The organism is Rhizobium rhizoryzae (assembly GCF_011046895.1).
Classification (GTDB): Bacteria; Pseudomonadota; Alphaproteobacteria; order Rhizobiales; family Rhizobiaceae; genus Neorhizobium; species Neorhizobium rhizoryzae.
In genome coordinates this window covers 1,928,058-1,954,131 of record NZ_CP049250.1, presented here as the reverse complement: position 1 = coordinate 1,954,131, position 26,074 = coordinate 1,928,058, and the positions used below count along the sequence as shown (strand labels likewise).

The window sequence follows — 26,074 nt, the reverse complement described above, 5'->3', positions numbered from 1 at the left end:
TGCGCGTCTTTTAATTCATCAATAATGTCGAACTGTTCTATTCACGCATGCTGATTGATCCGACACGTCGTAGCGGATAAGGTCGCTCACGTTTTGTTGTAGGGTGACCTTGCGCGGCTTTCTCTGCGTAACCACCTGAGAACAGGTTCTGGTAGGGAATTGGGGAGACCCGCGCGGGCGCTGCATGAGTGGGATGCGGCGAGAGCAAATCGGTCACGATCGTTTCGTATCCGACCTTATCGACTTGGCAGCAGCATGGTTTAGAAATGGGTCGGACGGGATGATGAACTCTCGCAAACTAACGGGTGCACTCTTTTTCGCTGCTATGGCATCGACGGCAATTGGTTTGCCCGCTGCCGCGCAGGAACAGAAACCCGCTCAGGAACAGGCTGGCCAGGCAAACCTGCCCGCTATCGTCGTGACGAAAGTTGCGGAAAGAAACCTCAAGGACAGCGTCGTTGCCAGCGGCACAATTCGTCCGGTCGAGGAAGTATTCGTCCAGCCTCTGGTGGACGGCTTGTCGATCAAGTCTCTCAAGGTCGATGTGGGGGATGAGGTCACCGCTGGTCAGGTTGTGGCAGAGCTCAATAGCGATTCTCTTCTGCTGCAGAAGAGCCAGCTTCAGGCCAATCGCGCCAAGGCCGAGGCCGGACTGGCGCAATACCGGGCGCAGGTGATCGAGGCTCAGGCAAACGCCGATGATGCCGTTCGCCAGCGCGACCGGACCCAGAACCTCAGCCGCAACGGAACGGCCTCCACCGCACAGGTGGAACAGACGGCAGCCTCCGCAGCGGCGGCCCTTGCCCGGTTGAACGCGGCCAAACAGGCCGTCAGCGTTGGCGAGGCCGACATCAAGGTCGTCCAGGCGCAGATCGACGACATCGATCTCAAGCTGGAACGCACGGACGTCAAGGCTCCGGTTGCCGGCGTCATTTCCAAAAAGGATGCCAAGGTCGGTGCCATCGCTGCAGGCAGCGGAACGCCGCTTTTCACCATGATCCGCGACGGCGACATTGAACTTGTTGCCGATGTACCGGAAAGCGAGATCGGACGGCTGAAAGCTGGCATGTCGGCAAAGGTCACCGTCGCAGGCACCACGAAATCGCTCGATGCGAAAATTCGGCTGGTTTCGCCCGTGGTCGATCAGACGAGCCGTCTCGGCGCAGTCCACATTGTGGTGAGTGATGAAACTGCGGCAAAGGCCGGCATGTATGCGAACGCAGAGATCATCATCACCGAAACACGTGGCCTCGCCCTGCCCCAGTCTGCCGTCACCACAGATCGCAAAGGCTCGTTCGCCCGTCTCGTGGAAGGCAACGTGGTCAAGCAGGTGAAGCTTGAAATCGGCATCCAGGATGCAGGCTTCGTGCAGATCCTCAGCGGCTTGAAGGCTGGCGACCAGGTGGTTGCCAAGGCTGGTGCTTTTGTTCGCGATGGCGATCAGATCAAGCCGGTTCCATCTGCCAACATCGCCTCGAACTGACAGGAACTCTTAGAATGAATTTCTCTGCCTGGTCGATCCGAAATCCGATTGCGCCGCTACTGGCCTTCGCGCTGTTGATGTTCATGGGCATCCAGTCCTTCAACAAGCTGCCGATCACGCGCTTCCCCAATATTGACGTACCCGTCGTTTCCATTTCCGTCACGCAGAGCGGCGCTTCGCCGAGCGAACTGGAAATGCAGGTGACGAAGGAGATCGAGGACGCCGTTGCCTCCATCAGCGGGGTGGATGAAATCACCTCCACCGTGACGGATGGCTTGTCGACGACCGCGGTTCTCTTCCGTATTGAAAAGCCGACGCAGGAAGCCGTTCAGGACACCAAGGATGCGATTGATCGCATTCGCTCCAACCTGCCCGCTTCCGTCGAGGAACCGATCGTTTCCAAGGTCGAGGTTGAAGGTCAGGCGATCCAGACCTTCTCCGTCACCTCCGCGAACATGACGCTGGAAGAACTGTCCTGGTTCGTGGACGATACCGTCAAGCGCGCACTTCAGGGCCAGCCCGGCATTGGCCGCATCGACCGCTACGGCGGCGCGGACCGGGAAGTTCGCATCGCGCTGGAACCGGCAAAACTGAATTCCTACGGCATCACCGCGTCGGAGGTTAACAGCCAGCTGCGCAGCGTCAACGTCGATCTCGGCTCCGGTCGCGGACAGGTTGGCGGCAGCGAGCAGGCTATTCGAACACTTGGCGATGCCCGCCGTGTTTCTGACCTTGCCAACACGACGATTGCTCTCTCGAACGGGCGCTTCGTGAAGCTGTCCGACCTCGCCACAATCACCGATACCTATGAGGAGCCAAAGTCCTTCTCACGGTTCAATGGCGAACCGAGCGTAACCTTTGCGGTATTCCGCTCCAAGGGATCAAGCGAAGTCACCGTGTCGCGCACGGTTGCCGAGCAGCTGGATACGATCCGCAAGGCCCATCCGGATGTCTCCATCAAGATGGTGGATGACAGCGTCTATTTCACCTACGGCAACTATGAATCGGCGATCCACACCCTCATCGAGGGCGCGATTCTCGCCGTCATCGTGGTCATGCTGTTCCTGCGCAACTGGCGCGCGACGCTGATCTCCGCGGTTGCCCTGCCGCTCTCTGCCATCCCCACCTTCTGGGTGATGGATATGATGGGCTTTTCGCTGAACCTCGTTTCGTTCCTCGCCCTGACGCTGGCGACCGGTATTCTCGTCGATGATGCGATCGTGGAGGTCGAGAACATTGCCCGCCACATCAAGATGGGCAAGACACCCTATCGCGCAGCGCTCGAAGCGGCAGATGAAATCGGCCTTGCCGTTATCGCAACGAGCTTCACCATCATCGCCGTCTTCGTGCCGGTCTCGTTCATGCCCGGCATTCCGGGGCAGTACTTCATCCAATTCGGTCTGACGGTCGCCTTCTCGGTGTTCTTCTCGCTGCTTGTAGCACGCCTCATCACACCGCTGATGGCCGCCTATCTGATGCGGGCCGAAGATGCGATGGACGACCACCACGACAATGATGGTCGCCTGATGAAGGCCTATACCAGCCTGGTCACCGGCACGACGCGGCGCTGGTACATGCGCTATGCCACACTGGTGGGCGCCATTGCCTTTCTGATCGGCTCGATCATGCTGCTGATGCAGGTTCCGGGCAGCTTCATGCCGCCGGAAGACAGCTCACGCATCACCCTGTCGCTGGAACTGCCACCCAACGCGACGCTGGATGAAACCGCGGAAACGACGACCAAGATCTATGAGGCCATCAAGCCTCTGGAAGGCGTGGAAAGCGTGTTCGTGCTCGGCGGCGCCTCGCCCAAGGGCGATCTTGAACTGCGCCGCGCCACCGTGAACGTCATTCTGGGCAAGATAGACCATTCGCTGGTCAAGACGCTCGTCAACAAGGGCCTCGGCAATCTGCCACTGATCGGCTCCTACATTCCGAAGGTGGAGGACAAGGGCCGTACCAAACCGCAGTGGGAAATCGAGAAAGAGCTGTTCCAGAAGGTTCGCTCCATTCCTGACGTCCGCATCACAAAGCTGAACGATCGTGGAGAACGCGAGCTTTCGTTCAACTTCCTCGCCAGCAGCAGCGAGCAGCTGGATGATGCGGTGGCGAAGCTCGAAACCAACCTGCGTGCTTCACCGATCCTTGCCAATGTCTCGTCGGAAGGTGCACTTCCACGCCCGGAACTGCAGATCCGCCCCCGCAAGGATGAAGCCGCTCGTCTTGGCATCACGCCGCAGCAGATTTCGGAAACCGTTCGCGTTGCCACCATTGGTGATGTCGATGCGGCACTGGCCAAGATCTCGCTCGACAATCGTCTCATCCCGATCCGCGTGCAGGCATCGCTCGATGTCCGCCGCGACTTGCAGGCCATTCGCAACCTCAAGGTCAAGACCGCGAGTGGGGCGACCGTTCCGCTGTCCACCGTTGCCGATGTGGATTATTCGGAAGGTCCAAGCTCCATCAAGCGTAACAACCGCAACCGCGTCGTCTCCATCGGCTCGGATGTTCCGCAAGGCACGGCGCTCGATACGGCAACGGCTGAGTTCCGTCGTGTCGTTGACCAGACGCAACTGCCCGAAGGCGTTCGACTGGCTGAAAGCGGTGACGCAAAGATCCAGGCAGAAATGGTGGCAGGCTTCGGCAATGCCATGCTGCTGGGGCTGCTGCTGGTTCTGGTCGTGCTCATCCTCCTCTTCAAGGATGTCATCCAGCCGTTTACGATCCTGTTCTCGCTGCCATTGGCAATCGGGGGCGTGGCGGTCGGCCTGATCGTGACGAACAACTCGCTTTCGATGCCGGTGCTGATCGGTATCCTGATGCTGATGGGCATCGTCACGAAGAACGCCATCCTGCTTGTCGATTTCGCAATCGAGATGCGCCGTCACGGCATGGAGCGTGTTCATGCCATGGTGGAAGCGGGCCGCAAGCGTGCACGACCCATCATCATGACCTCTATCGCCATGTCGGCAGGCATGCTGCCCTCGGCGCTGGGCGTGGGTGAAGGTGGTTCCTTCCGCGCCCCCATGGCGATTGCGGTCATCGGCGGCATCATCGTTTCAACGGTGCTCAGCCTCGTGGTTGTCCCTGCCTTCTTCCTCATCATGGACGACCTTTCCATGCTGTTGGGCCGGATCTTTGGCCGATTCGTCGGCAAGAAGGAAAAGGAAGATCCCGTTTTGAGCGAAGAGGAACTCAGCCGTGCCGCCCGCGAAACGCAGGCCAAGCTCTCCGAACTCCAGACGAAGCTCGATGCCATGCAGCCATCACCTCGTCAGGACAACGAGAAAGGACATGGGGCACCCGCAGGCAATAATGTGCTGAGACTGCCCCCACTGGCTGCCGAATAGCTTTCGGAACAAACACGACTGCAGAGGCCCGATTGACATCGATCAATTCGGGCCTCTTTTCGTTGTGGTAATGGCTGAACCATTCAACACATTGGACCGCAGGTTGATGGGAAACGCGACGATGCTGGAAAAGAGCAACAAAGCCACGACACGCGAGCGCAGTCTTCTGGCAAAAACAGCATTCATGCGATCGCTTTCAGCAAATGCTCTGGCAACCTTGCTGGACAGTGCGCAGATCGTATCGCTCGGCGCGCGCGCATCCATCTTCCGCGAGGGAGAAAATGCGCAGGCCTTCTATTGCCTGCTGACCGGCTATGTCCGCCTGTATCGAATGGGCAAGGACGGACGGCAGGCGGATTTCCGCATTTGCGGCCCTGGCGATATCTTCGCAGAATGCCTGGTGCCACAGGATGCCCGCTATCCCTACAGCGCGCAGGCCGCCGAAAACGTCTGCATCGCAAGGCTTGATTGTCGCGAAGTCCGCCAACTGGCCGAGCGTGATGCGACCGTTTCCACGGCGCTGATCATGACCCTGTCTGAACATCTCAAGGCGACCACGGACATTCTTGTGAATGATCGTCTGCACACCGCCCCGCAGCGCGTGGCGGACTATCTGCTGGATCGATGCCCGGTCGATGCCGGCTCCGCATCCATCCGCCTTCCCTTCCAGAAAAACCTGCTGGCCGGAATGCTGGGCCTCGCCCCTGAAGCGCTCTCCCGCGCCTTCTCGGCTCTGCGCCGCGCCGGTGTCAGTGTTCGCGGTCGCGTCATCCAGATCAGCGACGTGAAAGCGCTGAGGGAAATCTGATCACGGATCAACCAGACGGAACGCGTCGCCACGACGCTCCACCGTCTGAATGCCAGGTGTGTGGCAGCCCACCACATGCCAGCCCTTGTCCGCGGCCTGCTCCATCATGAATCTGCGGCTGAGCGCGGCCTGTTCAGGATCGAGATCGAATACCATGCCGATACGCGGATCCTGCGGCTGAAGGCCCGCCATATGCAGAGCATCCGCGAAGATCAGCAGTGCGCCTTGCTCCTCGCCGATCAGATAACCCGTATGGCCCGGTGTATGCCCGGGCAGCAGGATGGACCGTATGCCCGGCATGATCTCGCCTTCCGGCCGGGTCGAAAGCCTGTCGCCATAAGCAGCAAGCAGTGAGGCCGCCAGTGCGAACCCGCTGCGGCGCGCTTCCGGCACACGTTCCCTGGCTGCCTCGTCCGTAAAGAACGCCAGATCTTTTTCCGGCACGATGATTTCGGCCTTCGGAAAATATGGCTGCCCTTCATCCAGAAGACCGGGCACATGGTCTCCATGCAGATGGGTGACCAGAACACGCCGCACGTCGTCCCGGCCAATCCCGATATCTGCCAGCGCCTGCCGCGCCTTGCCAAACCTTTCGCCCCATGCGGTACCGCAACCGGCATCAACAAGGGTCACGCCATCCGGCCCACGCAAGACGAAGCAGTTCACCACCATCTCGAAGTTTTGGTCCGGTATATTCTTGCGCGCAGCATCCAGAGCCGCCTGCCCATCGAGATGGATGATCTGCTGGACCGACGCCTGAAGCGCACCGTCACGCAGAAGGATAATCTCATAGTCGCCGAAGCGGCCCGTCAACGCAGGTGCACTCACGCCGCCAGCCCGCCATGCGTTTCAAGGAAGCGCACGATATGATCCACCCCCTCGCCGCGCTTCAGGTCGGTAAAGACAAAGGGCTTCGCCTCGCGCATGCGGTTCGCGTCGCGGTCCATCACATCGAGATCGGCACCCACGTAAGGGGCCAGATCCTTCTTGTTGATGACCAGCAAATCGGAACGGGTAATCCCCGGACCGCCTTTTCGCGGGATCTCTTCACCCTGGCAGGTCGAGATCACATAGATGGTGATATCCGCCAGATCCGGTGAGAAAGTCGCGGCCAGATTGTCGCCGCCTGACTCGATGAACACGACATCGAGATCCGGGAAGCGCTCGTTCAAACCGGCAATCGCCTGCAGGTTGATCGTTGCATCCTCGCGAATGGCGGTATGCGGGCAGCCGCCGGTCTCCACACCCACGATCCGGTCTGAGGACAAGGCCTGCATGCGCACCAGCGCCTCTGCATCTTCCTTCGTGTAGATGTCATTGGTGACCACAGCCACCGAATAGCTCTCACGCATGGCCTTGCAGAGCTTTTCCGTCAGTGCCGTCTTGCCGGACCCCACAGGTCCACCGATGCCGACGCGAAGAGGTCCGTTGGATGATTTCATGATCTGAGCCCTCAAATCTGCAAACAGAATAACGTACGGATCGACCCGCACAAGACATGGTCAGGATCGGAAGAGGCGCGACACCTGCGCCTCATGCCGGATGGAAGCGATATCCGCCTGCACAGTGGCAGAACCGAGATCGTCCAGCTCTGCTACCGCTGCATGCTCGGCCACCTTACCCGCAGACGCCTCCAAAGCCGACAGGATGCGAAGACCATCCTGCTGGCCCGCGACGCCCAAGCGAATGCCTGCGGATACACCTTGCGAAAGGCCAGCGTGCAGGAAGGCAGCAATCGCCTGTTCAGCCGAAATGCCATGCGCGCCCGCGACGGCGCCGACCGAGACCGGATACGGGCACTCCACCGGCAGCCGTTCGAACACCGGCGACGGCCAGGCCGTTGCCGCCATCAGGAAGGCTTTGCCAAGCGAGAGCGTTTCCATATGTCGCTCTGCGGAACCGGCCAGCGCCAGCGCCAGCTCCGCCAGTTCGCTCAATGCATCCGGAGTGTCGCAACACCGCGCCGCAAGCGACACGAAGACGGCATCGTTCCACAGCATGCCGTGTCTGAGCGACGTAGAAAGCCAGGCCTCCAGTCCGGCGGCATCCGTGACAAACCGGTCATGGACCGCCCGCTCCAACCCGCTGGAATAGGCAAAGCCACCCACCGGAAAGGCGGGCGAAAGCCATGCCATCAGCCGCATCAGGGCTTGTGTACTGGCCGCGGCAGTCATCAGTCGTGATGATGCCCGTGGTGATGGTCATGCGAGTGATCATGAGAGTGGCCATGGCTGTGACCATGCGAATGGCCGCCGTGACTGTGATAGGCCCCGCGCGCAGGCTGGAATGGCTCTTCCACATCCACCACCGCAGCACCGAGACCCTCCAGCATCGCACGGATCACATGATCGCGCAGGATCAGGATACGACCTTCCTCGATCTGCGCCGAAAGATGCCGGTTGCCCAGGTGCCAGGCGAGTTCGATGAGGTGAAGCGTATCACGCGCCTTCACCTCGAACAGCTTTTCCGCCGCCGCCTTCACCTCTACCGTATCGCCATTATCGAGCACCAGCCGGTCGCCATCGTGAAACAGCACGGCTTCCTTCAGGTCGAGCATCACCATGTCACCATTGGAGAGGTGCAACAGCTTGCGCCGCAAATGGCGCAGATCGTGCGGAAGCGTCACCGTATCGATCGGCGGATCGCTGACTTCCCCTGCGGGACGGTAGGAATGGACATGCTGCATGGTGTTGCCTTTACCAAAAAAACTCAACTGACAGGAGAGATGTCCTTCACCCCCCTCTGTCCTGCCGGACATCCCCCTCAAGGGGAGATGTCCGGCAGGACAGAGGGGGGTAAAATCGCTGTCACGAACGTAGCTCGAACACTATCAAAACAGGAAATACCGCTGTGCCATGGGCAGAACCGTTGCCGGTTCGCAGGTCAAAAGCTCGCCATCGGCCCGCACTTCATAGGTTTCCGGGTCCACCTCGATGTGCGGCGTCAGATCGTTGAGAATCATCGACTTCTTGGAAATGCCGCCGCGCGTATTCTTCACCGCCACCAGCTGCTTGGCGACGCCGAGACGATTGGCAAGGCCATCGTCCAGAGCTGCCTGGGACACGAAGGTGACCGATGAGTTTGTCCGCGCCTTGCCGTAAGCGCCGAACATGGGGCGGTAATGCACCGGCTGCGGTGTCGGGATCGAAGCATTCGGATCGCCCATCGGGGCCGCCGCAATCACGCCGCCCATCAGCACCATATCCGGCTTCACACCGAAGAAGGCCGGGTTCCAGATCACGAGATCGGCGCGCTTGCCCACTTCAATGGAACCGATTTCGTGGCTCACGCCATGCGCAATCGCCGGATTGATCGTGTATTTCGCCACGTAACGGCGAACACGCAGATTGTCGTTGTCACCGGTTTCGCCCGGCAGGCTGCCGCGCTGGCGCTTCATCTTGTCTGCCGTCTGCCAGGTGCGGATGATGACCTCTCCCACGCGGCCCATGGCCTGACTGTCCGACGAGATGATCGAAAACGCACCGATATCATGCAGAATATCTTCCGCCGCGATGGTTTCCTTGCGGATACGGCTTTCGGCAAAGGCGATGTCTTCCGGAATGGACGGCGACAGGTGATGGCAGACCATCAGCATGTCCAGGTGTTCGGCCAGCGTGTTGACCGTATAGGGCCGCGTCGGATTGGTCGAGGACGGGATGACGTTCAGTTCGCCGCAGATCTTGATGATATCCGGCGCATGGCCACCGCCCGCCCCTTCCGTATGGAAAGCATGGATGGTGCGGCCCTTGATGGCACCAACCGTATCTTCCACGAAGCCGCTCTCGTTCAGCGTATCGGTATGGATCATCACCTGCACATCGTATTGATCGGCAACCGAAAGGCAGCAATCGATAGCGCCGGGGGTCGTGCCCCAATCCTCGTGCAGCTTGAGAGAGGTCGCGCCGCCCAGCACCATCTCCTCCAGCGCGCGCGGCAGAGAGGCATTGCCCTTGCCGGCGAAGGCGAGGTTCATGGGGAAGGCGTCGGCTGCCTCGATCATCCGGGCAATATGCCATGGACCCGGCGTACAGGTGGTGGCGAGCGTGCCATGGGCAGGCCCGGTGCCGCCGCCCAGCATGCAGGTGAGGCCGCTCATCAGGGCTTCCTCGATCTGCTGTGGGCAGATGAAATGGATGTGAGCATCCATGCCACCGGCGGTGATAATCTTGCCCTCGCCAGCAATCGCCTCGGTGCCGGGGCCGACGATGATATTGACGCCCGGCTGCGTATCCGGATTGCCGGCCTTGCCGATGGCAACGATGCGGCCGTCCTTGAGGCCGATATCGGCTTTGACGATGCCGGTATGATCCACGATCACGACATTGGTGATCACGGTGTCGACAGCACCTTCGGCACGGCTGACCTGGCTCTGGCCCATGCCATCACGGATGACCTTGCCGCCGCCGAACTTCACCTCCTCGCCATAGGTGGTGAAATCCTTCTCCACCTCGATGAAAAGCTCCGTATCGGCAAGGCGCACCTTGTCGCCCACGGTCGGGCCGAACATGCTGGCATAGGCAGCGCGGGAAATCTTGTAAGGCATGGGCTATCTTGCTCCATCATGCACGGACATGACGACGCCCCTCGCGCCTGATCATGCCCCTTGGTTTTTATTGACCGATTGGTTCGGCGAGTTCTTTGAGCTCTTGCGTCCGGCTCTTCGTCAGGCGTGTCTGGCAATTGATGTAGAACATTGTTTCCAGCGTGCCGCCGCGCGCCTGAAAGCCTTCCGCATCGCACTGGCCATCCCGATAGGTTATCCAGGCCCGCTGCCCTTTCAGAAGAGCGGCTTCCGCGCCGCGCTGATCGGCATCAAGCTGCTTGTCCCAATCGGCCATGGCCTTGCGCGTCAGCTTCCACTGATTGTTCAGCGCCTTGTCGGCAGCGTCATATTCTTCCTGGGCGCAGGCGTTCATTTCCATCTGCGTATTCTTGTTTTCGCAGTCGAAATTCGGCTTTTCTTCCGCAGAGGAAGGCCCATCCTGCAAGAGAACACATCCGCACAGCATGAGGCCAAGAAACAGTTTCATCGAACGCTTCGCTTTCTGCATGGCGCGTTCACAAAGCGCCCATGATCTTCTGCCGGAAACCGTAAACCTCGCGCTTGCCGGAGAGAGGAATGAGGGTCACCTCACGCGTCTGGCCCGGTTCGAAACGCACCGCCGTTCCTGCCGGAATATCCAGCCGCATGCCGCGCGCCTTGTCGCGGTCAAAGGAAAGTCCGGCATTGGTCTCGAAGAAATGATAGTGGCTGCCCACCTGCACCGGACGGTCGCCCGTATTGGACACTTCGATGGTCACTGTCGGCTGACCGCTGTTCAGCTCGATGTCGCCACTTGCGGAAATGATTTCGCCTGGGATCATGGTTTTGCCCTCACCGGATTGGTTCGTGAACGGTCACCAGCTTGGTGCCGTCCGGGAAGGTTGCTTCCACCTGCACGTCGTGGATCATTTCCGCGATCCCCTCCATCACCTGGTCGCGGGTAATGACATGCGCGCCCGCTTCCATCAGGTCGGGCACGGCACGGCCGTCGCGGGCACCTTCAACCACGAAATCGGTAATCAGGGCAATGGCTTCCGGGTAGTTCAGCTTCACGCCGCGTTCCAGCCTGCGGCGGGCCACCATGGCGGCCATGGATATCAGAAGCTTGTCTTTTTCTCTTGGGCTGAGGTTCATGGGTTCCCCGATTATTGTCTCTCAGATGTTCCAGACTTTCGGCACGTTTGCGTCTTTTCGCAAGAGCGAAATCACCGGAACCAGAATTTTTCGCAGCGCAAAACCGTGTGATGCTGCAGCGCGGATAATCAGCTTGTCTTTCCAGAGGCTTGCGCCAGCATATCCATCCTGCAGCAGAGGTTGAAGACGCGGCAGAAACGCCTCGCATTGCGGCCCGGAATAGAAAACGGTAGCAAAAGCCACCTTGCCGGAAAGCACCGAAGGCTGCTCTCCCAGACGGGCGATCTGCCCCTCCATCCGCACTTCCTCCGCATGGATGAGACGACCCGCACGGCGCACGCGCCAGCGATCCCGAAAGAAACCGTTTTCCGCGCTCTCGCCCATGGCGGTTCGGCCGAGAATGACTGCCTCCACAGCCAGAAATTCAGCTGTCTCGGCCAGATCCACATGCAGTTCACGGGTCAGCGAGGCGCGATCGAAGAGAATGCTTTCCTGCGGCAGCCACGCCACGCGGCTGCCTTCGCCTGCCTCGATCTCGCTCTTCAGAAGCGCCGTATCGGCGGAGGCTTTATAGATCTTCTCGTTCGCCTGCGTGGTCACGGTCACATCCGTGCCGGGACCGGCGCGCAGCGACCATTCCAGCCGGTCGCCGCCGGTCAAACCGCCGGAACTGTTGATGAGAATGGCTTCGAGGGAGGAATCGAACGTGTCCGGCAGGCGGATCTTCCCGCAGCCTTCCTGATAGAGTTCGGCGAGCCGTGTTCGGCCCGCCAACTGCTTGGTTACAAGGCGCCCTTTGCCCCGAGCCCGCTGCGGCGCGGCTGGTCGTTCGGCTGGCTGTTGCTGCACGTCATCCCCTCGGTATTCATCGTGGATGCCTCGTCGCCCGCACAACCGACCGCCTGGACCTTTGCCTTGGCGGAGGATGGCCGTGCCGTGGCCACGACATCCGTACTGTCGGCCTTGCGGAAGAAATCCCACATGCGATAGGCCGGATCGACATTCGGATCGAAACTCGGCTTCTTCACTGCCGAGACCTTCACGACACCTGCCGCCTGTCCCTCGCTGGCAGCAGCGATGACGTTCGCCTTCGCATTTGGCTTCGGCCAGTCATGGCTGCCGTTTTCGAATTCATAGGTCGCGATGCGCGCCCCGTTCTGGCAGGTATCGTAGAGGCTGTAGGTCACCCCCTCGATCGTATCCGGCTTGGCATTGGCCTTGCAGCCGTCCAGTTCCATCCAGCGCTGGAGCGCGGTCTTGAAACTGTATTGCCAATAGGGCTTGCCGCCCCCGGCATAGGGGTTCTGCTCATCCTTGATCCCGGCAAACGCCATGATCGAAATCGGCTTGGCGGGCTGGCAGGTGGAAGGATCCGCTGCCCATTTGCCCTCTCGATTTTCGACCGGCAGGCCGACGCGCAGCGAATTGACGAAACCGGCACCGGCAAAATCATTCGCCCCCGAGCAGAGATAGGCCGACAACATGCGACCGCCACCAGAATAGCCAGACGCGAAAATCTGCGCCGGATCGACGCAATAGCTCTGCTTCACCTTTTCGACAGCAGCCTTGATGAAGGCCACCTCATCCAACCCGCCTTCGCGAAAAGTCACGCCCGGCACATTCCACGCATGGGTATTCGGCATGTTTCCCGACAGACTGCCCTGCGGCGCAAACACCAGGAAGCCGTTCTTCGCCGCAACCTTGTCCCAGGAACTGCGCAGCATCTGCCCCCGCGGATTGCTGTTGCTGCCGTGAAAATCGAAAACGACGGAAACCTTGTCCTGGCCCGTGTAACTGTCGGGAACAAACACGACGCCGGAGCGCTGAGTGCCGCCGACATCGACCGATACATCATGATAGCCCGGTTCAACCGGCGTACCACAGCCAGCCGCCTGAGCGGCCATGCCTGGCCCTAAGAAAAAGGCGCCCGCTGCGGTCATGCAGCCAAGAGCGCGGAGGATTGAACCAGAGCGAATTCCAAATGCCATCAAGCGCCTCGTAAAGGAGAGTGCGTGGAAAGGGGATATGCGTTGGATGAAAACCGCGCTCTGACTAACATATTAGAAGATACTATTAAACCCTCTCCATGACCGGCAGCCATGCAAAATATGAGCATCTATCACACTGTGAGATGCCGTCTGGCCTCCGGTGTGTCGAGCGTTTCTGCGGCACCTTCATGAACGATTTCACCCCGATCCATGATGTAGACATGATCCGCCAGTTCCCGGCAGAAGTCGAGATACTGTTCGACCAGAAGAATGGCCATACCTGTGGAATCTCGCAAATATCGGATTGCACGGCCGATATCCTTGATGATCGAAGGTTGAATTCCCTCCGTCGGCTCGTCCAGAACCAGCACTTTCGGTCTTGTGACCATGGCGCGACCGATCGCCAGTTGTTGCTGCTGCCCGCCGGACAGATCGCCGCCGCGACGTGACAGCATTGAGTTCAGCACGGGAAACAGGCTGAAGATGTCGTCCGGGATATTGCGATCTTTGCGCGCCAGCGGCGCAAAGCCCGTTTCCAGATTCTCCTGTACCGTCAGAAGCGGAAAGATCTCCCGCCCCTGCGGCACATAGCCGATGCCCTGTTTGGCGCGGCGGAAGGGGGCTAGGCCGTTCAGGCTTTCGCCATTGAAGGAAATCGTACCTGCGCTCACCGCATGCTGGCCGGTGATGGCGCGCAAAAGCGAGCTCTTGCCCACACCGTTTCGCCCCAGCACGCAGGTTATCTTACCCATGGGCGCTTCGATGGAAACGCCACGCAGTGCCTGCGCCGCGCCGTAGTGAAGATTGACGTTGTTGACTGTCAGCATGGTGATCACCGCCCCAGATAGTTTTCAATGACCTTCGGATCGTTCGACACGAAATCGATCGACCCTTCAGCCAGCACGGAGCCTTCGGCAAGGCAGGTCACCTTGACGCCGAGATCCCGGATGAAGCCCATGTCGTGCTCCACCACCACCACCGAACGGCTCTTGGCAATCTCACGCAGCAGAATGGCTGTTTCGGCGGTTTCCGCATCAGTCATGCCCGCCACCGGCTCATCCACCAGCAGAAGCTTCGGCTCCTGCGCCAGCAGCATGCCAATCTCCAGCCACTGCTTTTGGCCGTGGGAAAGGTTGGCCGCTAGCTCGTCGCGCCGATGCGTCAGCCGGATGGTGCCGAGAATTTCCTCGATGCGATCACGGTCCTCGCCCGAGAGGCGATAGAACAGGGTCGAAAAGACGCCGCGCTTGCGGTTGAGCGCCAGTTCCAGATTGTCCCACACGGTATGGCTCTCAAACACCGTTGGCTTCTGGAACTTCCGACCAATGCCGAGCTGGGCAATATCGGCCTCGTCTCGCTTGGTGAGATCCACCTTTTCCTCGAACAGAACAGTGCCGCTGTCAGGCCGGGTCTTGCCTGTGATGATGTCCATCATCGTTGTCTTGCCCGCGCCGTTCGGGCCGATGATGGCGCGAAGCTCACCCGGCTCGACTACGAAGGAAAGTGAATTCAGCGCCCGGAATCCATCGAAGGATACGGAAACACCATCGAGATAGAGCAGCGACTTCGGCTTGGAGTCCTTGATTTCCATGGGTCTTACTCCGCGGCCTGGATCTGTGTTGAAGGCGTATCGTCATTCTGGGCCTGGGCACGCGCCGCAGCCTTCACCGCCTTGCGATTGGCAAGTGCTGCCTGAACGGTCCCGACAATTCCCTTGGGCATGAACAGCGTGACGAAGATGAAGAGTGCGCCCAGCGCATAGAGCCAGAATTCAGGAAAGGCGCCGGTGAAGAAGCTCTTGCCGCCATTGACCAGCACCGCACCGATGATCGGACCGATGAGAGTTCCGCGACCGCCAACCGCTGTCCAGACCACGACTTCGATGGAATTGGCCGGTGCGAATTCGCCCGGATTGATGATGCCGACCTGCGGCACGAAAAGGGCGCCCGCAATACCCGCCATCATGGCCGAGGTGACGAAGGTGAAGAGCTTGATGTTCTCCACCCGGAAACCCAGGAAGCGAACGCGGCTTTCCGCATCACGCACACCCACCAGCACCTTGCCGAACTTCGAGCGGGTAATGGCCGAGGCCAGCACGAGGCAGAGCGAGAGCATGATGGCCGACAGCGCGAACAGTACGGCGCGGGTTCCATCCGCCTGAACTGAGAATCCGAGGATATCCTTGTAATCCGTCAGACCGTTATTGCCGCCAAAGCCCATGTCATTGCGGAAGAAGGCGAGCATCAGCGCATAGGTCATGGCCTGGGTAATGATGGACAGATAGACGCCGTTGACGCGGGAGCGGAAGGCGAACCAGCCGAAGACGAAGGCGAGCAACCCTGGCACCACCAGCACCATCGCACAAGCAAACCAGAACATGTCGAAGCCATGCCAGAACCACGGCAACTGCTTCCAGTTCAGAAACACCATGAAATCGGGCAGGACGGGATCGCCATAGACGCCACGGCTACCGATCTGGCGCATCAGATACATGCCCATGGCATAGCCGCCGAGGGCGAAGAAAGCGCCGTGGCCCAAGGACAGAATGCCGCAATAGCCCCAGACGAGATCCAGTGCCAGCGCCAGAAGCGCATAGCAGAGATACTTGCCCATCAGCGACATCACATAGGTTGGGATATGCAATGCATTGTCGGGCGAAAGAAGCAGATTGCTGGCTGGCACCAGAAGGGCCACGGCAAGAATGATGGAAACGGTGACGACGATGCGGCCTTCCAGAGCACGCAGGATAAAGCTGGAAATCATGCTTCCACCGCCCTTCCCTTGAGCGCGAACAGGCCGCGCGGTCTCTTCTGGATGAAGAGGATGATGAGAACAAGCACGAGGATCTTGCCAAGCACGGCACCGGTCCACGGCTCGAGGAACTTGTTGAGGATGCCGAGCGACAGCGCGCCAACCAGCGTGCCCCAGAGATTGCCCACGCCGCCGAACACCACGACCATGAAGCTATCGATGATGTAGGACTGGCCGAGATTGGGCGAAACGTTGTCGATCTGGGAAAGCGCCACGCCAGCAATGCCCGCGATCCCTGAGCCGAGCGCGAAGGTGAAGGCATCGACCCAGGGTGTGCGAATACCCATGGAAGAGGCCATGCGGCGGTTCTGGGTCACGGCCCGCATCTGGAGACCGAAGGCGGAGCGCTTCATCACGATCAGCAGGCCGATGAAGATCGAGAGGGAGAAGGCGACGATCCACATGCGGTTCCAGGTGATCTGCAGGCCACCCAGCGCGAAGGCACCGGACATCCAGGACGGATTGCCGACTTCCTGGTTCGTCGGGCCAAAGATGGAGCGTACCAACTGCTGGAGGATCAGCGATACGCCCCAGGTCGCCAGCAGGGTTTCCAGCGGACGCCCGTAGAGAAAGCGGATGACACCACGCTCGATGACGAGACCGACACCAGCTGTCACAAGGAAAGCGACCGGCAGAGCAATGGCCAGCGACCAGTCGAACAGATGCGGCGCGTGGGTGCGGATCAATTCCTGCACCATGAAGGTGGAATAGGCGCCCAGCATGACCATTTCGCCATGCGCCATGTTGATGATGCCCATGACGCCAAAGGTGATGGCCAACCCGATGGCCGCGAGCAGCAGCACGGAGCCGAGCGACATGCCGTACCAGACATTCTGGGCGACTTCCCAAAGCTTCAGCGAATTTTCGATCTTGGTGATCGCCTTGTCGAGATCACCCTTCAGGGCGGGATCGATCGAAGACGAAACCGACATCAGGATGCTGATGCCATCGCGCCCACCGAGATTGGCAATCGTATCGATCGCCTGCTTCTTCTGGTCGATTGCGCGGTCGGAAATCAGCACGGAGGCCGCACGCGCCTCTTCCATGCGCACCTTGACGGCCGCATCGGTTTCCTTGGCAAGTGCTGCCTCGACCAGCTCAAGATTTTCCGCGCTGGGAGACTTCAGAACCGCATCGGCGGCTGCCATACGCACTGCCTTGTCGGGGCTCAGCAGTGTCAGACCGCCAAGTGCCGAGCGAATGACGCGGCGCAGGTTGTTGTTGATCTTCAGCTTGCTCAGCTGCGCCTTCGGCACCTCACCGGCGGCAGCACCCGTGACTGGATCGATCAGGGCGACATTGGTCCCGGCTGCTTTGGTGATGAATACGGCGCTATCGGATTTGCGGGCGTAAAGCTCGCCTTCGGCAAAGGCTTCCAGGGCCGGCACGATGCGCGGATCGCCGGTCGCAGCCAGCTGGCCGATCAGCTCTTCCGCCTGCTTGAAATCCGCCTTGCCCAGTGCATTGAACAGGGCCTTGGGGTCAGCGCCGGATTGCGCGAAGGATGACGCGGCAAGCGAAACGATCAGGAATAGGGTCGATAGGAAAAGTCGAAGCATAATTGTCGCCCCTTGTGACTTACCCCCCTCTGCCCTGCCGGGCATCTCCCCCTCAAGGGGGAAGATCGACTCGCGGCTTTTCGCTTTGGTCCTCGTTAGCAAACCGATTGTGGCAGCCAACAACATTGAAAGAAGGCGAAGGTTAGCTTCTTGCCAATCTCCCCCCTTGAGGGGGAGATGTCCGGCAGGACAGAGGGGGGTAAGCGTGATCCGGTAAATGTAACTTGCGAGAGCGAAGCCCTCCCCTATGTGGGGAGGGGAGGGAAGGGCTCTTGCCCCTGATAGCTAGGCCTTAGCTGCCCTTGCCGCCGCACTTGCCGGTGGCAACGTTGAAGTTGCCGCAGGACATCGGCTTGCGCCAATCGGAGATCAGGTCCTTGGAGTCCGGCAGGTAATCCGACCATTCGTCACCGACGACGGATGGCGTCTGCTGCACGATTTCGAACTGGCCATTCGCCTGGATTTCACCGATCAGAACCGGCTTGGTGATGTGGTGGTTCGGCATGACAGTAGAAGTACCGCCAGACAGGTTCGGCACGGAAACGCCGATGATGCTATCCAGAACCTTGTCGGTTTCGGTCGTGCCGGCAGCCTCGACAGCCTTAACCCAGGCGTTGAAGCCGATATAGGCAGCTTCCATCGGGTCGTTCGTCACGCGCTTCTCGTTCTTGGTGAAAGCGTGCCATGTCTTGATGAACTCGGCATTGACCGGAGCGTCGACAGACTGGAAGTAGTTCCAGGCAGCGAGGTGGCCGACGAGTGGCTTGGTATCGATCCCGGCCAGCTCTTCTTCACCGACGGAGAAGGCCACGACCGGAATGTCTTCAGCCTTGATGCCCTGGTTTGCCAGTTCCTTGTAGAACGGCACGTTTGCATCGCCATTGATGGTGGAAACAACAGCCGTCTTCTTGCCTGCAGAGCCGAAGGCCTTGATCTTGGAGACTTCCGTCTGCCAGTCGGAGAAGCCGAATGGCGTGTAGTTGACCATGATATCGGCTTCCTTGACGCCCTTCGACATCAGGTAGGCTTTCAGGATCTTGTTCGTGGTCTGCGGATAAACGTAGTCCGTGCCTTCCAGAACCCAGCGCTGAACGCCTTCGTTCTTCATCAGGTAGTCGACAGCCGGAATGGCCTGCTGGTTCGGAGCGGCACCGGTGTAAAAGATATTGCGCGAGGATTCTTCACCCTCGTACTGGACGGGGTAGAAGAGAATGGAGTTCAGCTCTTCGAAGACCGGCAGAACGGACTTGCGCGAAGACGAGGTCCAGCAACCGAAGACGGCAGCGACCTTATCCTTGGAGATCAGTTGGCGAGCCTTTTCGGCAAACAGCGGCCAGTCGGAAGCCGGATCGACAACGACGGCTTCGAGCTTCTTGCCCAGAACGCCGCCCTTCTTGTTCTGCTCTTCGACGAGCATCAGCATGGCGTCTTTCAGCGTGGTTTCCGAAATCGCCATCGTGCCGGAGAGCGAGTGGAGAACGCCGATCTTGATCGTATCTTCGGCAGCAAATGCGCCGTGGAATGCGGTGGTGGACATGATGGCGGCGATGAGCGCGCCGCCCAGCTTGGCTTTCAATGTCATGGCAGAACCCCTCTTTTTTGTTTTGAGTGCGACAGCCGGTTAAAGCCTGTTAACCGTTGCTGACCGGACTATGGGTCGCTGCACTGCAAAACCACATACGTAAAATGACGTATGCGAGGGGGTGAAATGGGGAAGCTCGCGCCAGCGACGCAATGCGTCGTCGATCAAGGAAGCCTTACAGACTGGGTCGGAACATGAAGCTGACTTCCTTGCCGATCAGCGGCCGAAGGCGATCATTGACCTGCCCTTCCAGCTTGCCAAGAACTTTCACGCCCTTCGCCATCTCGAGAAGACCAAGCACGAGACCGGCCAGAGCACCCACGGTCCCGGCAACGCGACCAACCATTGAGAGACCGTATTTGAGACCATTCGTCACGATGTTCGTGTAGTTGGGAATTGAGGCTGCGAAAGGTGCCGTTATTCTTGGTACAATGCTGCTGAATTGCAGCGCAACTTCAGCCATACCTACGGTGCCACTGGTCAGCATGGCGGCTCCGCTGATGATCTGGAAGGCCGCTTCCGGCTTTTCTCCGCTTTTCAAAGCACGATGCGCGCTGAAGAAGGCAAGTCCAGCCATGGCAAAGCTGCCCACCCCGCCGATGATCTTTCCACCGGCTTCCAGCGTCTTCGGATCAATGAATTTCGAAATGGATGCTCCCCAGGTACCGGTGCCCGTACCGAACATGCTGAAGGCCTTGCCCCTGCTATCGAGATTTTTTGCAAGCCCTTCCGTGGTCATGCCAATGATCTGCACACCGTTTGCAACAGCAGCCGCGATATCGTGGGGCTTGGGCTTCGGGCCATTGCCAATAGCACGCGCGGTCAGAACACTTGCAAGAGTGAGGGTCTGCACGCCATGCATGAGACCCGCCTTGTAGATGTCATTGGGAATGCCCAATGGCGCAGGTTTGGCGTTGACGGACTTCATGACTGACGCCAGCGCATCGTCCATCTTCATACCGGTTCGTAGCAGGGTAATGACGCCATTCACATTCCGGGCGATGTCCTGAGCGTAGTTGAGTTTGATGGACAGCTGGCTGACATTCTTGTCGTTCAAGGTCTGCGCCATGAATTGCAGCGCCATGGCCTCCGCAGCGGGCGTCAGCGTATCGGAATTCCCGTTGGCATCGACATTGAACATGCTGAGATCGCCGCCCGTGCCATCGCCAACCATGTATTTCTGCGTCAGTTGCGACAACGTCAGGCTGGCTGCGCCCGCATATTTGTCCCGAACGTCTGGCGGTAGAATTTTCGTCAGGAACGACGCTTCGCTGCTATAGGCCGCAAAGGCTTCTTCAATCGTCTTGCCGCTGGCCAAGGCACGATCAATCGCCTTGCCACCCGCAATGTCGGCGAAATAGGCATCCGTGAACTTGCTCAGCAACATGTCATTTTCGGGTTTCTGAAGAAACGCCTGCGCGCCGCGGGAAAATGCGCTGTCTGCGGCGGCCAGAACGCCGGGATCGTTCAATACGATGTCAAGCCGCGCCTTGAGGTCCGCATCCGCTTCATCGCCTTTCGGAACACTGTCGCCATACTGGTTCAGATAGGCAGTCAGGTGCTGCCTTCCCTCTATGAGATCGACCATATAGGCCGCCTTCTGGTCATCCGTCAGCTTGTCGAGATTCTTGAAGGTCTCTGGCGTGATGAAACTGCGATCGACGTCCTTCACGCCTTCCTTGATCAGCTCGAACTGTTTGTCGTTGAGGCCTTTCTCGGCTTCGGCGTATCCGGGCGTCGCGGTCATGGACTGTGCCACCATCGCATAGCCTTTGTCTGCTTCCGTGATGGGCGGCAACTGCACCTGGGCGACATAGGGCGAGGCATCCGGAACAGATCCGGCATAATGCGAATATTCCCGATTTCGGTTCATGACGCCGCGCACGATGTCATCATTGCTCGGTGGTCCCCGCTTCACGCCAGGCCCCTCGGGACCCTTCCAGGATTTTGGCAGCGAAACGTAGCGACTGTCTGCCGAGTGCGGACTCGACGATGAAGCAGCGGTCGAATTGCTGCTTGCACCGGCCGCAGTCGCCGTCATTAGCCTCTGCGGGGCGATCTGCCGAGCTTTACCTTGAGGACGTGCGGTTGAGGCTTGCCCTGCGGGACGACGCGGCGTGGATGATACTTCACCCTTCGTTTCCGCCTTGTCAGATCCAACTGTCGCCAAAGTCGACGTCGCACTGGATGAACGTGGGGGATTGGATCGAACCGTCATATCAACCTCAAGCGTCAGTTGCTGGAGGCATAGTCACGTTAAACGACAGTAATCTTGCAAGGATGCGAACTATTTATGAATTATATGTTATTAATTCAAAATACATTAAAGTATATTCCGCATCGAGACCTGGTGAAGATAGTATGAGCTGGCCTGCCTGACATATCGGACAAGCCGTCAATCCATGGAGTGCATGCAACTGCATCCCGCAGGTTCATCTTGCAAAATCCTGCTGAAAATCCGAGAGTGCCCAAAATCTAAACATGCACAAACAGACGGCATTCCTGAATGGCAGCGCGGCAACGCATTATCCCCATCCGCCGAGATTACAACCGTTGGGTCGCGAACCAGACGCTGGAAGATTATGCCCTGCGTTTCACCGCCAAGAGCGCGCGTCGGTTTTCATCCAGCCGGATTTCGCAAACGGCGATAGGCGCCATTTCATTTCTTGCGCTGGAAGCAATCGGGGGAGCCATCACGCTCTCCTACGGCACAACGAATGCCTTTTTTGCGATTCTGGTGGCTGCGGTGCTCATGCTCGCGGTTGGTCTGCCAATCAGCCGCTACGCCATTCGCCATGGCGTCGATATCGACCTTTTGACGCGCGGCGCAAGCTTCGGCTATATCGGCTCGACCATCACCTCGCTGATCTATGCGAGTTTCACCTTCATGCTGTTTGCCATCGAGGCATCCATCATGACGGGGGCGCTTAACCTTGCCTTCGGCATTCCGCTCTGGCTCGGCTATATCATCAGTTCGGTCGTCGTCATCCCCCTCGTCATTTATGGCGTGCAACTCATCTCGCGCTTCCAGCTGGCGACCCAACCCTTCTGGATTGTGCTGAACGTCCTGCCTTTTGTTTTCATCGCCTTCATGGATTGGGAGAAGATCGAGCTGTGGCGGGCCTTTGCGGGCATCGGCCATTCGAATACCGGCTTTGGCGGACCCGCCCCCTTCGATCTTCTGGAATTCGGCGCAGCCTCCGCCGTCATCCTTGCACTCATGCCCCAGATTGGCGAACAGGTGGATTTCCTGCGCTTTCTGCCCGCAGAGGGACAGAAGAAATGGCGCCATCGGCTGGCCGTGTTTCTGGCCGGTCCGGGCTGGGTGGTCCTTGGTGTACCAAAGCTTCTGGCGGGAAGCTTTCTGGCGGTTCTGACCCTGTCGACCGCGGTTCCCGCACACGAGGCCGCCGATCCGGCCCATATGTATCTTGCGGCCTTCGGCTACATGATCCCGAACGAGACAGCCGCCCTTCTCCTGATGGCCGCTTTCGTCGTGGTGTCGCAGTTGAAGATCAACGTTATGAACGCCTATGCTGGCTCTCTGGCCTGGTCCAATTTCTTCTCCCGCCTCACCCACAGCCACCCGGGCCGAGTCGTCTGGCTGGTGTTCAACGTCGCCATCGCGCTGCTGCTGATGGAACTCGGCATCTACCGGCTGCTGGAGGCGACGCTCGGCATCTTCTCCATCATCGCCATGTCATGGCTCTGCACCATCTCTGCTGATCTGGCCATCAACAAGCCGCTCGGCCTGTCTCCGCCGGGTATCGAATTCAAGCGCGCCCATCTTTACGATCTGAACCCGGTCGGGCTCGGCGCCATGCTCGGTTCGGCTGGCATCGCCCTTGCCGCCCATTTCGGCCTGTTCGGAAACATTGCGGCCTCCCTCTCCACCTACCTCACGCTCTCGGCCTTCCTTCTCTCGCCCCTGATCGCCTGGGGTACGAAAGGTCGCTACTATCTCGCGCGAAAGCCTCGCCACGCCTGGAAAAACGCGACCTCCATCACCTGCTCGATCTGCGAACATCCCTTCGAGCCTGAGGACATGGCCTGGTGTCCTGCCTATGCGGCCCCCATCTGCTCGCTCTGTTGCTCACTGGACAGCCGATGTCACGACATGTGCAAGCCGAAAGCCCAGATGAAAGCGCAGATCGGCAGCGTGGCGCGCACCATGTTGTCGGACCGTATCGTCGAACGACTGATGACGCGTCTGGGGCGCTACGCACTCACCTCCATCCTGTCGATCTCGGCCATGGGTGCCATTCTCTTCATGATCGCCTATCAGGTGGGCGAGGCAACACCTGCCAATGCCGAAGTGATCTACGGCACCACGCTGATCGTCTTCTTCGTCTTCGCTATCATCGCCGGCATCGTCTCCTGGTTCTATGTTCTGGCCCATGACAGCCGCGTCGTGGCGGAGGAGGAAAGCTCGCGACAGAATACGCTGCTGCTCAAGGAAATCGCGGCCCACCGCAAGACGGATGCCGCGCTCCAGCAGGCAAAGGAAGTGGCAGAGGCCGCCAACCGCGCCAAGAGCCGCTACGTCGTGGGCCTCAGTCACGAGCTTCGCACGCCGCTCAACGCCGTATTGGGCTACGCACAGCTTCTCGAACGGGACGAGACCATTCCCGCACCGCGCCAGTCCGCAATCAAGGTCATCCGCCGCTCCGCCGATCACCTCTCCGGCCTGATCGACGGACTGCTCGATATATCGAAGATCGAAGCGGGCCGGCTGCAGGTCTATTCCAACGAAATCAATATCCAGGATTTTCTCGATCAGATCGTCGACATGTTCCGCCCGCAGGCGCAGGCGAAGGGCCTGAACTTCGAGCACGACCGCACCCCGGCCCTGCCCACCTATGTGCGCACCGACGAAAAGCGCCTGCGCCAGATTCTGGTAAACCTGCTCTCGAACGCCATAAAGTTCACCGATCGTGGAACGGTGCGTTTCAACATCACCTATCGCAGCCAGGTTGCCACCTTCACTGTCGAGGATACCGGCCGCGGCATCGCGGAAAAGGATCTCGCCCGCATCTACGAACCCTTCCAGCGCGGTGAGGCAGAAAGTATCCGGCCAATGCCGGGGCTTGGTCTCGGCCTCACCATTACCCGGCTTCTCACCAACACCATGGGCGGCGAGATTTCCGTTACCAGCGAAAAGGATGTCGGCTCCAGTTTCCGGGTCCGCCTTCTGCTCTCGGCGGTCAACCGCCCGACAATCATGCCCGCACCGGAGAAGAAGATCATCGGCTACACGGGTCCGCGCCGCACCGTCGTGGTGGTCGATGACAATGAGGATCATCGCGACCTGATGCGAGAAGTGCTGAAGCCGCTCGATTTCGTGGTCCTGACCGCCGGTGGCGCACCCGAATGCCTGACCCTGATTGCGGCTGCGAAACCCGACCTCTTCCTGGTGGACATCCTCATGCCGGGCATGAACGGCTGGCAACTGGTGGAACGCCTGCGCGAGGACGGTCAGACCGCGCCGATCATCATGCTCTCGGCCAATATCGGCGATGGCGCCTCCAGCATCCGCAAGGGGGATGGCCACAGTGACGCCATCTCAAAGCCGGTGGATATCCGCCAGCTTTCCGACAAGCTGGCCCAGCATCTTGGCCTGACCTGGATCTATGAGGGCGAAGCGCTACAGGAACGGGAAGGCCCCGCCCCGGTTAAAAGCCCAGGCGCAAGCCATATAGACGACCTCATCCAACTGGCGGAAATAGGCTATATTCGGGGGCTTGAAACGAAGCTTGGCGATCTCGCAGCCTCACCCGAGCACCGCGCCTTTACGGAAGCGGCCCGGCACTATATTCAAAGTTTCGATATGGCCGGACTGATGACGTTCCTGAGACAGTTCCGCGAGGAAAGGATGCCGCAGGATGGCTGAAAACGCCGCACCCAGAGAAATTGTTCTTCTGGTGGATGACAGTCCGGATGCGCTCGGCTTTCTGACGGAAGCACTCGAACAGTCAGGCTTCTCGGTGCTGATTGCAACGTCTGGCCAATTCGCCATCAGCATTGTCGACCGCATCACCCCGGATCTCATTCTGCTCGATGCCGTGATGCCCGGCATGGATGGGTTCGAAACCTGCCGCAGGCTGAAGGCCAATCCCGCCTTTTCACAGGTGCCGGTCATCTTCATGACAGGGCTGACCGAGACCGAGCATGTGGTCAACGCGCTGGAAAGCGGCGGTGTCGATTACCTCACCAAACCCATCAACATCGATGAACTGCGCGCCCGCATCCGCGTTCATTTGTCCAATGCCCGCTCAGCCCAGAGTGCGCGCGTGGCGCTGGATGCGGCAGGTCGCCATCTTCTGGCAGTGCGCGGCAACGGCGCTCTGCATTGGTCGACACCACAAGCGACGCGGCTCATCAATACAGCCTTCGGTCAGGATGACGGTCTGGACCAGGCTACACGGAAAATCTCGACCTGGATGACCGATCGCGACAGACCGGGCTTTCCACGCGAGGTGACCTTCGCCGTCGATGCGCAAGCCGCGACCACCCTGCAGTTTTCGTTCCTCGGCGCCATCGGCCCGGACGAGTATCTCATTCGTGTGAGTGCACTCAGCAACCGCGCCGAAGATGACGTTCTGCGCCAGCACTTCCCCGTGACCCAGCGCGAAGCGGAAGTGCTGCTCTGGATTGCCAAGGGAAAGTCCAACAAGGACATTGGCGATATTCTCGGCCTCTCCGCCCGCACCGTCAACAAGCACCTGGAACAGATCTACGTAAAGCTGGGTGTTGAGAATCGCGCATCGGCAGCCGTCAAGGCCGCCAATGTGCTGCATGAAATGTGATCGCTGCTAC

At 59.4% G+C, this 26,074-nt stretch carries 21 protein-coding genes; 5 read left to right on the top strand and 16 right to left on the bottom strand.

All coding sequences use genetic code 11. The features are described from left to right. Positions 1-280: 280 nt before the first annotated feature. The 3 genes from G6N80_RS15340 (at position 281) to G6N80_RS15330 (ending at position 5,641) form a co-directional block, all read left to right on the top strand. The gene (locus G6N80_RS15340; protein WP_425503889.1) at positions 281-1,483 is read left to right on the top strand and encodes an efflux RND transporter periplasmic adaptor subunit; all 1,203 of its coding nucleotides are present in this window, start codon (positions 281-283) and stop codon (positions 1,481-1,483) included. A gap of 14 nt (positions 1,484-1,497) precedes the next feature. Next, the gene (locus tag G6N80_RS15335; protein ID WP_165135015.1) at positions 1,498-4,833 is read left to right on the top strand and encodes an efflux RND transporter permease subunit; all 3,336 of its coding nucleotides are present in this window, start codon (positions 1,498-1,500) and stop codon (positions 4,831-4,833) included. A 121-nt stretch (positions 4,834-4,954) separates the two neighbouring features. Beyond that, positions 4,955-5,641, top strand: coding sequence for a Crp/Fnr family transcriptional regulator (locus G6N80_RS15330; protein ID WP_165135012.1), 687 nt, complete (start codon positions 4,955-4,957; stop codon positions 5,639-5,641). Here the strand turns inward: G6N80_RS15330 and aidB are convergent, their stop codons facing one another. From aidB to G6N80_RS15250, 16 genes are all read right to left on the bottom strand, one after another. Next, positions 5,642-6,469 (bottom strand): AidB family quorum-quenching N-acyl homoserine lactonase, encoded by an 828-nt coding sequence (gene aidB / locus G6N80_RS15325; RefSeq protein WP_082547107.1) that lies wholly within the window; start codon positions 6,467-6,469, stop codon positions 5,642-5,644. It lies immediately after the preceding gene. Beyond that, positions 6,466-7,083 (bottom strand): urease accessory protein UreG, encoded by a 618-nt coding sequence (gene ureG / locus G6N80_RS15320; RefSeq protein ID WP_062553754.1) that lies wholly within the window; start codon positions 7,081-7,083, stop codon positions 6,466-6,468. The genes aidB and ureG overlap by 4 nt, the downstream gene beginning before the upstream one ends. Before the next feature lie 60 nt (positions 7,084-7,143). After that, positions 7,144-7,815 (bottom strand): urease accessory protein UreF, encoded by a 672-nt coding sequence (locus G6N80_RS15315; RefSeq protein WP_062553753.1) that lies wholly within the window; start codon positions 7,813-7,815, stop codon positions 7,144-7,146. Continuing rightward, the gene (ureE, locus tag G6N80_RS15310; protein ID WP_062553752.1) at positions 7,815-8,327 is read right to left on the bottom strand and encodes an urease accessory protein UreE; all 513 of its coding nucleotides are present in this window, start codon (positions 8,325-8,327) and stop codon (positions 7,815-7,817) included. The genes G6N80_RS15315 and ureE overlap by 1 nt, the downstream gene beginning before the upstream one ends. A gap of 144 nt (positions 8,328-8,471) precedes the next feature. Then, positions 8,472-10,184 carry an urease subunit alpha gene (gene ureC, locus G6N80_RS15305; protein WP_062553751.1) on the bottom strand — a complete coding sequence of 571 codons (1,713 nt, stop codon included), beginning with the start codon at positions 10,182-10,184 and terminating at the stop codon, positions 8,472-8,474. A gap of 67 nt (positions 10,185-10,251) precedes the next feature. Further along, positions 10,252-10,671 (bottom strand): lysozyme inhibitor LprI family protein, encoded by a 420-nt coding sequence (locus tag G6N80_RS15300; protein ID WP_156379100.1) that lies wholly within the window; start codon positions 10,669-10,671, stop codon positions 10,252-10,254. A gap of 28 nt (positions 10,672-10,699) precedes the next feature. Further along, on the bottom strand, positions 10,700-11,005 hold the full coding sequence (locus G6N80_RS15295) for an urease subunit beta (RefSeq protein ID WP_062553750.1): 306 nt from the start codon (positions 11,003-11,005) through the stop codon (positions 10,700-10,702). 10 nt (positions 11,006-11,015) lie between these two features. Beyond that, positions 11,016-11,318: an urease subunit gamma gene (locus G6N80_RS15290; protein WP_062553749.1), complete on the bottom strand. Its 303-nt coding sequence runs from the start codon at positions 11,316-11,318 to the stop codon at positions 11,016-11,018. Positions 11,319-11,339: 21 nt separating this feature from the next. Continuing rightward, positions 11,340-12,167 carry an urease accessory protein UreD gene (locus G6N80_RS15285; RefSeq protein WP_062553748.1) on the bottom strand — a complete coding sequence of 276 codons (828 nt, stop codon included), beginning with the start codon at positions 12,165-12,167 and terminating at the stop codon, positions 11,340-11,342. Further along, complete coding sequence (locus tag G6N80_RS15280) at positions 12,101-13,306, bottom strand: CE1 family esterase (RefSeq protein WP_165135009.1); 1,206 nt, start codon at positions 13,304-13,306, stop codon at positions 12,101-12,103. Before G6N80_RS15280 ends, G6N80_RS15285 begins: the two co-directional genes overlap by 67 nt. Positions 13,307-13,437: 131 nt before the next feature. Beyond that, positions 13,438-14,133 (bottom strand): urea ABC transporter ATP-binding subunit UrtE, encoded by a 696-nt coding sequence (urtE, locus tag G6N80_RS15275; protein WP_062553780.1) that lies wholly within the window; start codon positions 14,131-14,133, stop codon positions 13,438-13,440. 5 nt (positions 14,134-14,138) lie between these two features. Further along, complete coding sequence (gene urtD / locus G6N80_RS15270; RefSeq protein ID WP_062553746.1) at positions 14,139-14,897, bottom strand: urea ABC transporter ATP-binding protein UrtD; 759 nt, start codon at positions 14,895-14,897, stop codon at positions 14,139-14,141. A 5-nt stretch (positions 14,898-14,902) separates the two neighbouring features. Further along, the gene (urtC, locus tag G6N80_RS15265) at positions 14,903-16,069 is read right to left on the bottom strand and encodes an urea ABC transporter permease subunit UrtC (RefSeq protein WP_062553745.1); all 1,167 of its coding nucleotides are present in this window, start codon (positions 16,067-16,069) and stop codon (positions 14,903-14,905) included. Beyond that, complete coding sequence (urtB, locus tag G6N80_RS15260; protein WP_246251500.1) at positions 16,066-17,679, bottom strand: urea ABC transporter permease subunit UrtB; 1,614 nt, start codon at positions 17,677-17,679, stop codon at positions 16,066-16,068. Before urtB ends, urtC begins: the two co-directional genes overlap by 4 nt. A 289-nt stretch (positions 17,680-17,968) precedes the next feature. Beyond that, on the bottom strand, positions 17,969-19,258 hold the full coding sequence (gene urtA / locus G6N80_RS15255) for an urea ABC transporter substrate-binding protein (protein WP_062553743.1): 1,290 nt from the start codon (positions 19,256-19,258) through the stop codon (positions 17,969-17,971). A 175-nt stretch (positions 19,259-19,433) separates the two neighbouring features. Beyond that, entirely contained in the window at positions 19,434-21,299 is a 1,866-nt protein-coding gene (locus G6N80_RS15250; RefSeq protein WP_165135003.1) for a hypothetical protein, read from the bottom strand. Positions 21,300-21,764: 465 nt separating this feature from the next. Here G6N80_RS15250 and G6N80_RS15245 point away from each other — a divergent pair, with 465 nt between their 5' ends. Beyond that, positions 21,765-25,148, top strand: a complete 3,384-nt coding sequence (locus G6N80_RS15245; protein ID WP_062553741.1) for a hybrid sensor histidine kinase/response regulator — start codon at positions 21,765-21,767, stop codon at positions 25,146-25,148. Next, entirely contained in the window at positions 25,141-26,064 is a 924-nt protein-coding gene (locus tag G6N80_RS15240) for a response regulator transcription factor (RefSeq protein ID WP_165135000.1), read from the top strand. Before G6N80_RS15245 ends, G6N80_RS15240 begins: the two co-directional genes overlap by 8 nt. The last annotated feature ends 10 nt before the right edge of the window (positions 26,065-26,074 follow it).

Coding starts and splice junctions, on each gene's coding strand:
- G6N80_RS15340 (WP_425503889.1), top strand. CDS start 281: ATGATGAACTCTCGCAAACTAACGGGTGCACTCTTTTTCGCTGCTATG.
- G6N80_RS15335 (WP_165135015.1), top strand. CDS start 1,498: ATGAATTTCTCTGCCTGGTCGATCCGAAATCCGATTGCGCCGCTACTG.
- G6N80_RS15330 (WP_165135012.1), top strand. CDS start 4,955: ATGCTGGAAAAGAGCAACAAAGCCACGACACGCGAGCGCAGTCTTCTG.
- ureG (WP_062553754.1), bottom strand. CDS start 7,083: ATGAAATCATCCAACGGACCTCTTCGCGTCGGCATCGGTGGACCTGTG.
- G6N80_RS15315 (WP_062553753.1), bottom strand. CDS start 7,815: ATGACTGCCGCGGCCAGTACACAAGCCCTGATGCGGCTGATGGCATGG.
- ureE (WP_062553752.1), bottom strand. CDS start 8,327: ATGCAGCATGTCCATTCCTACCGTCCCGCAGGGGAAGTCAGCGATCCG.
- ureC (WP_062553751.1), bottom strand. CDS start 10,184: ATGCCTTACAAGATTTCCCGCGCTGCCTATGCCAGCATGTTCGGCCCG.
- G6N80_RS15300 (WP_156379100.1), bottom strand. CDS start 10,671: ATGAAACTGTTTCTTGGCCTCATGCTGTGCGGATGTGTTCTCTTGCAG.
- G6N80_RS15295 (WP_062553750.1), bottom strand. CDS start 11,005: ATGATCCCAGGCGAAATCATTTCCGCAAGTGGCGACATCGAGCTGAAC.
- G6N80_RS15290 (WP_062553749.1), bottom strand. CDS start 11,318: ATGAACCTCAGCCCAAGAGAAAAAGACAAGCTTCTGATATCCATGGCC.
- G6N80_RS15280 (WP_165135009.1), bottom strand. CDS start 13,306: ATGGCATTTGGAATTCGCTCTGGTTCAATCCTCCGCGCTCTTGGCTGC.
- urtE (WP_062553780.1), bottom strand. CDS start 14,133: ATGCTGACAGTCAACAACGTCAATCTTCACTACGGCGCGGCGCAGGCA.
- urtD (WP_062553746.1), bottom strand. CDS start 14,897: ATGGAAATCAAGGACTCCAAGCCGAAGTCGCTGCTCTATCTCGATGGT.
- urtC (WP_062553745.1), bottom strand. CDS start 16,069: ATGATTTCCAGCTTTATCCTGCGTGCTCTGGAAGGCCGCATCGTCGTC.
- urtA (WP_062553743.1), bottom strand. CDS start 19,258: ATGACATTGAAAGCCAAGCTGGGCGGCGCGCTCATCGCCGCCATCATG.
- G6N80_RS15250 (WP_165135003.1), bottom strand. CDS start 21,299: ATGACGGCGACTGCGGCCGGTGCAAGCAGCAATTCGACCGCTGCTTCA.
- G6N80_RS15245 (WP_062553741.1), top strand. CDS start 21,765: ATGGCAGCGCGGCAACGCATTATCCCCATCCGCCGAGATTACAACCGT.
- G6N80_RS15240 (WP_165135000.1), top strand. CDS start 25,141: ATGGCTGAAAACGCCGCACCCAGAGAAATTGTTCTTCTGGTGGATGAC.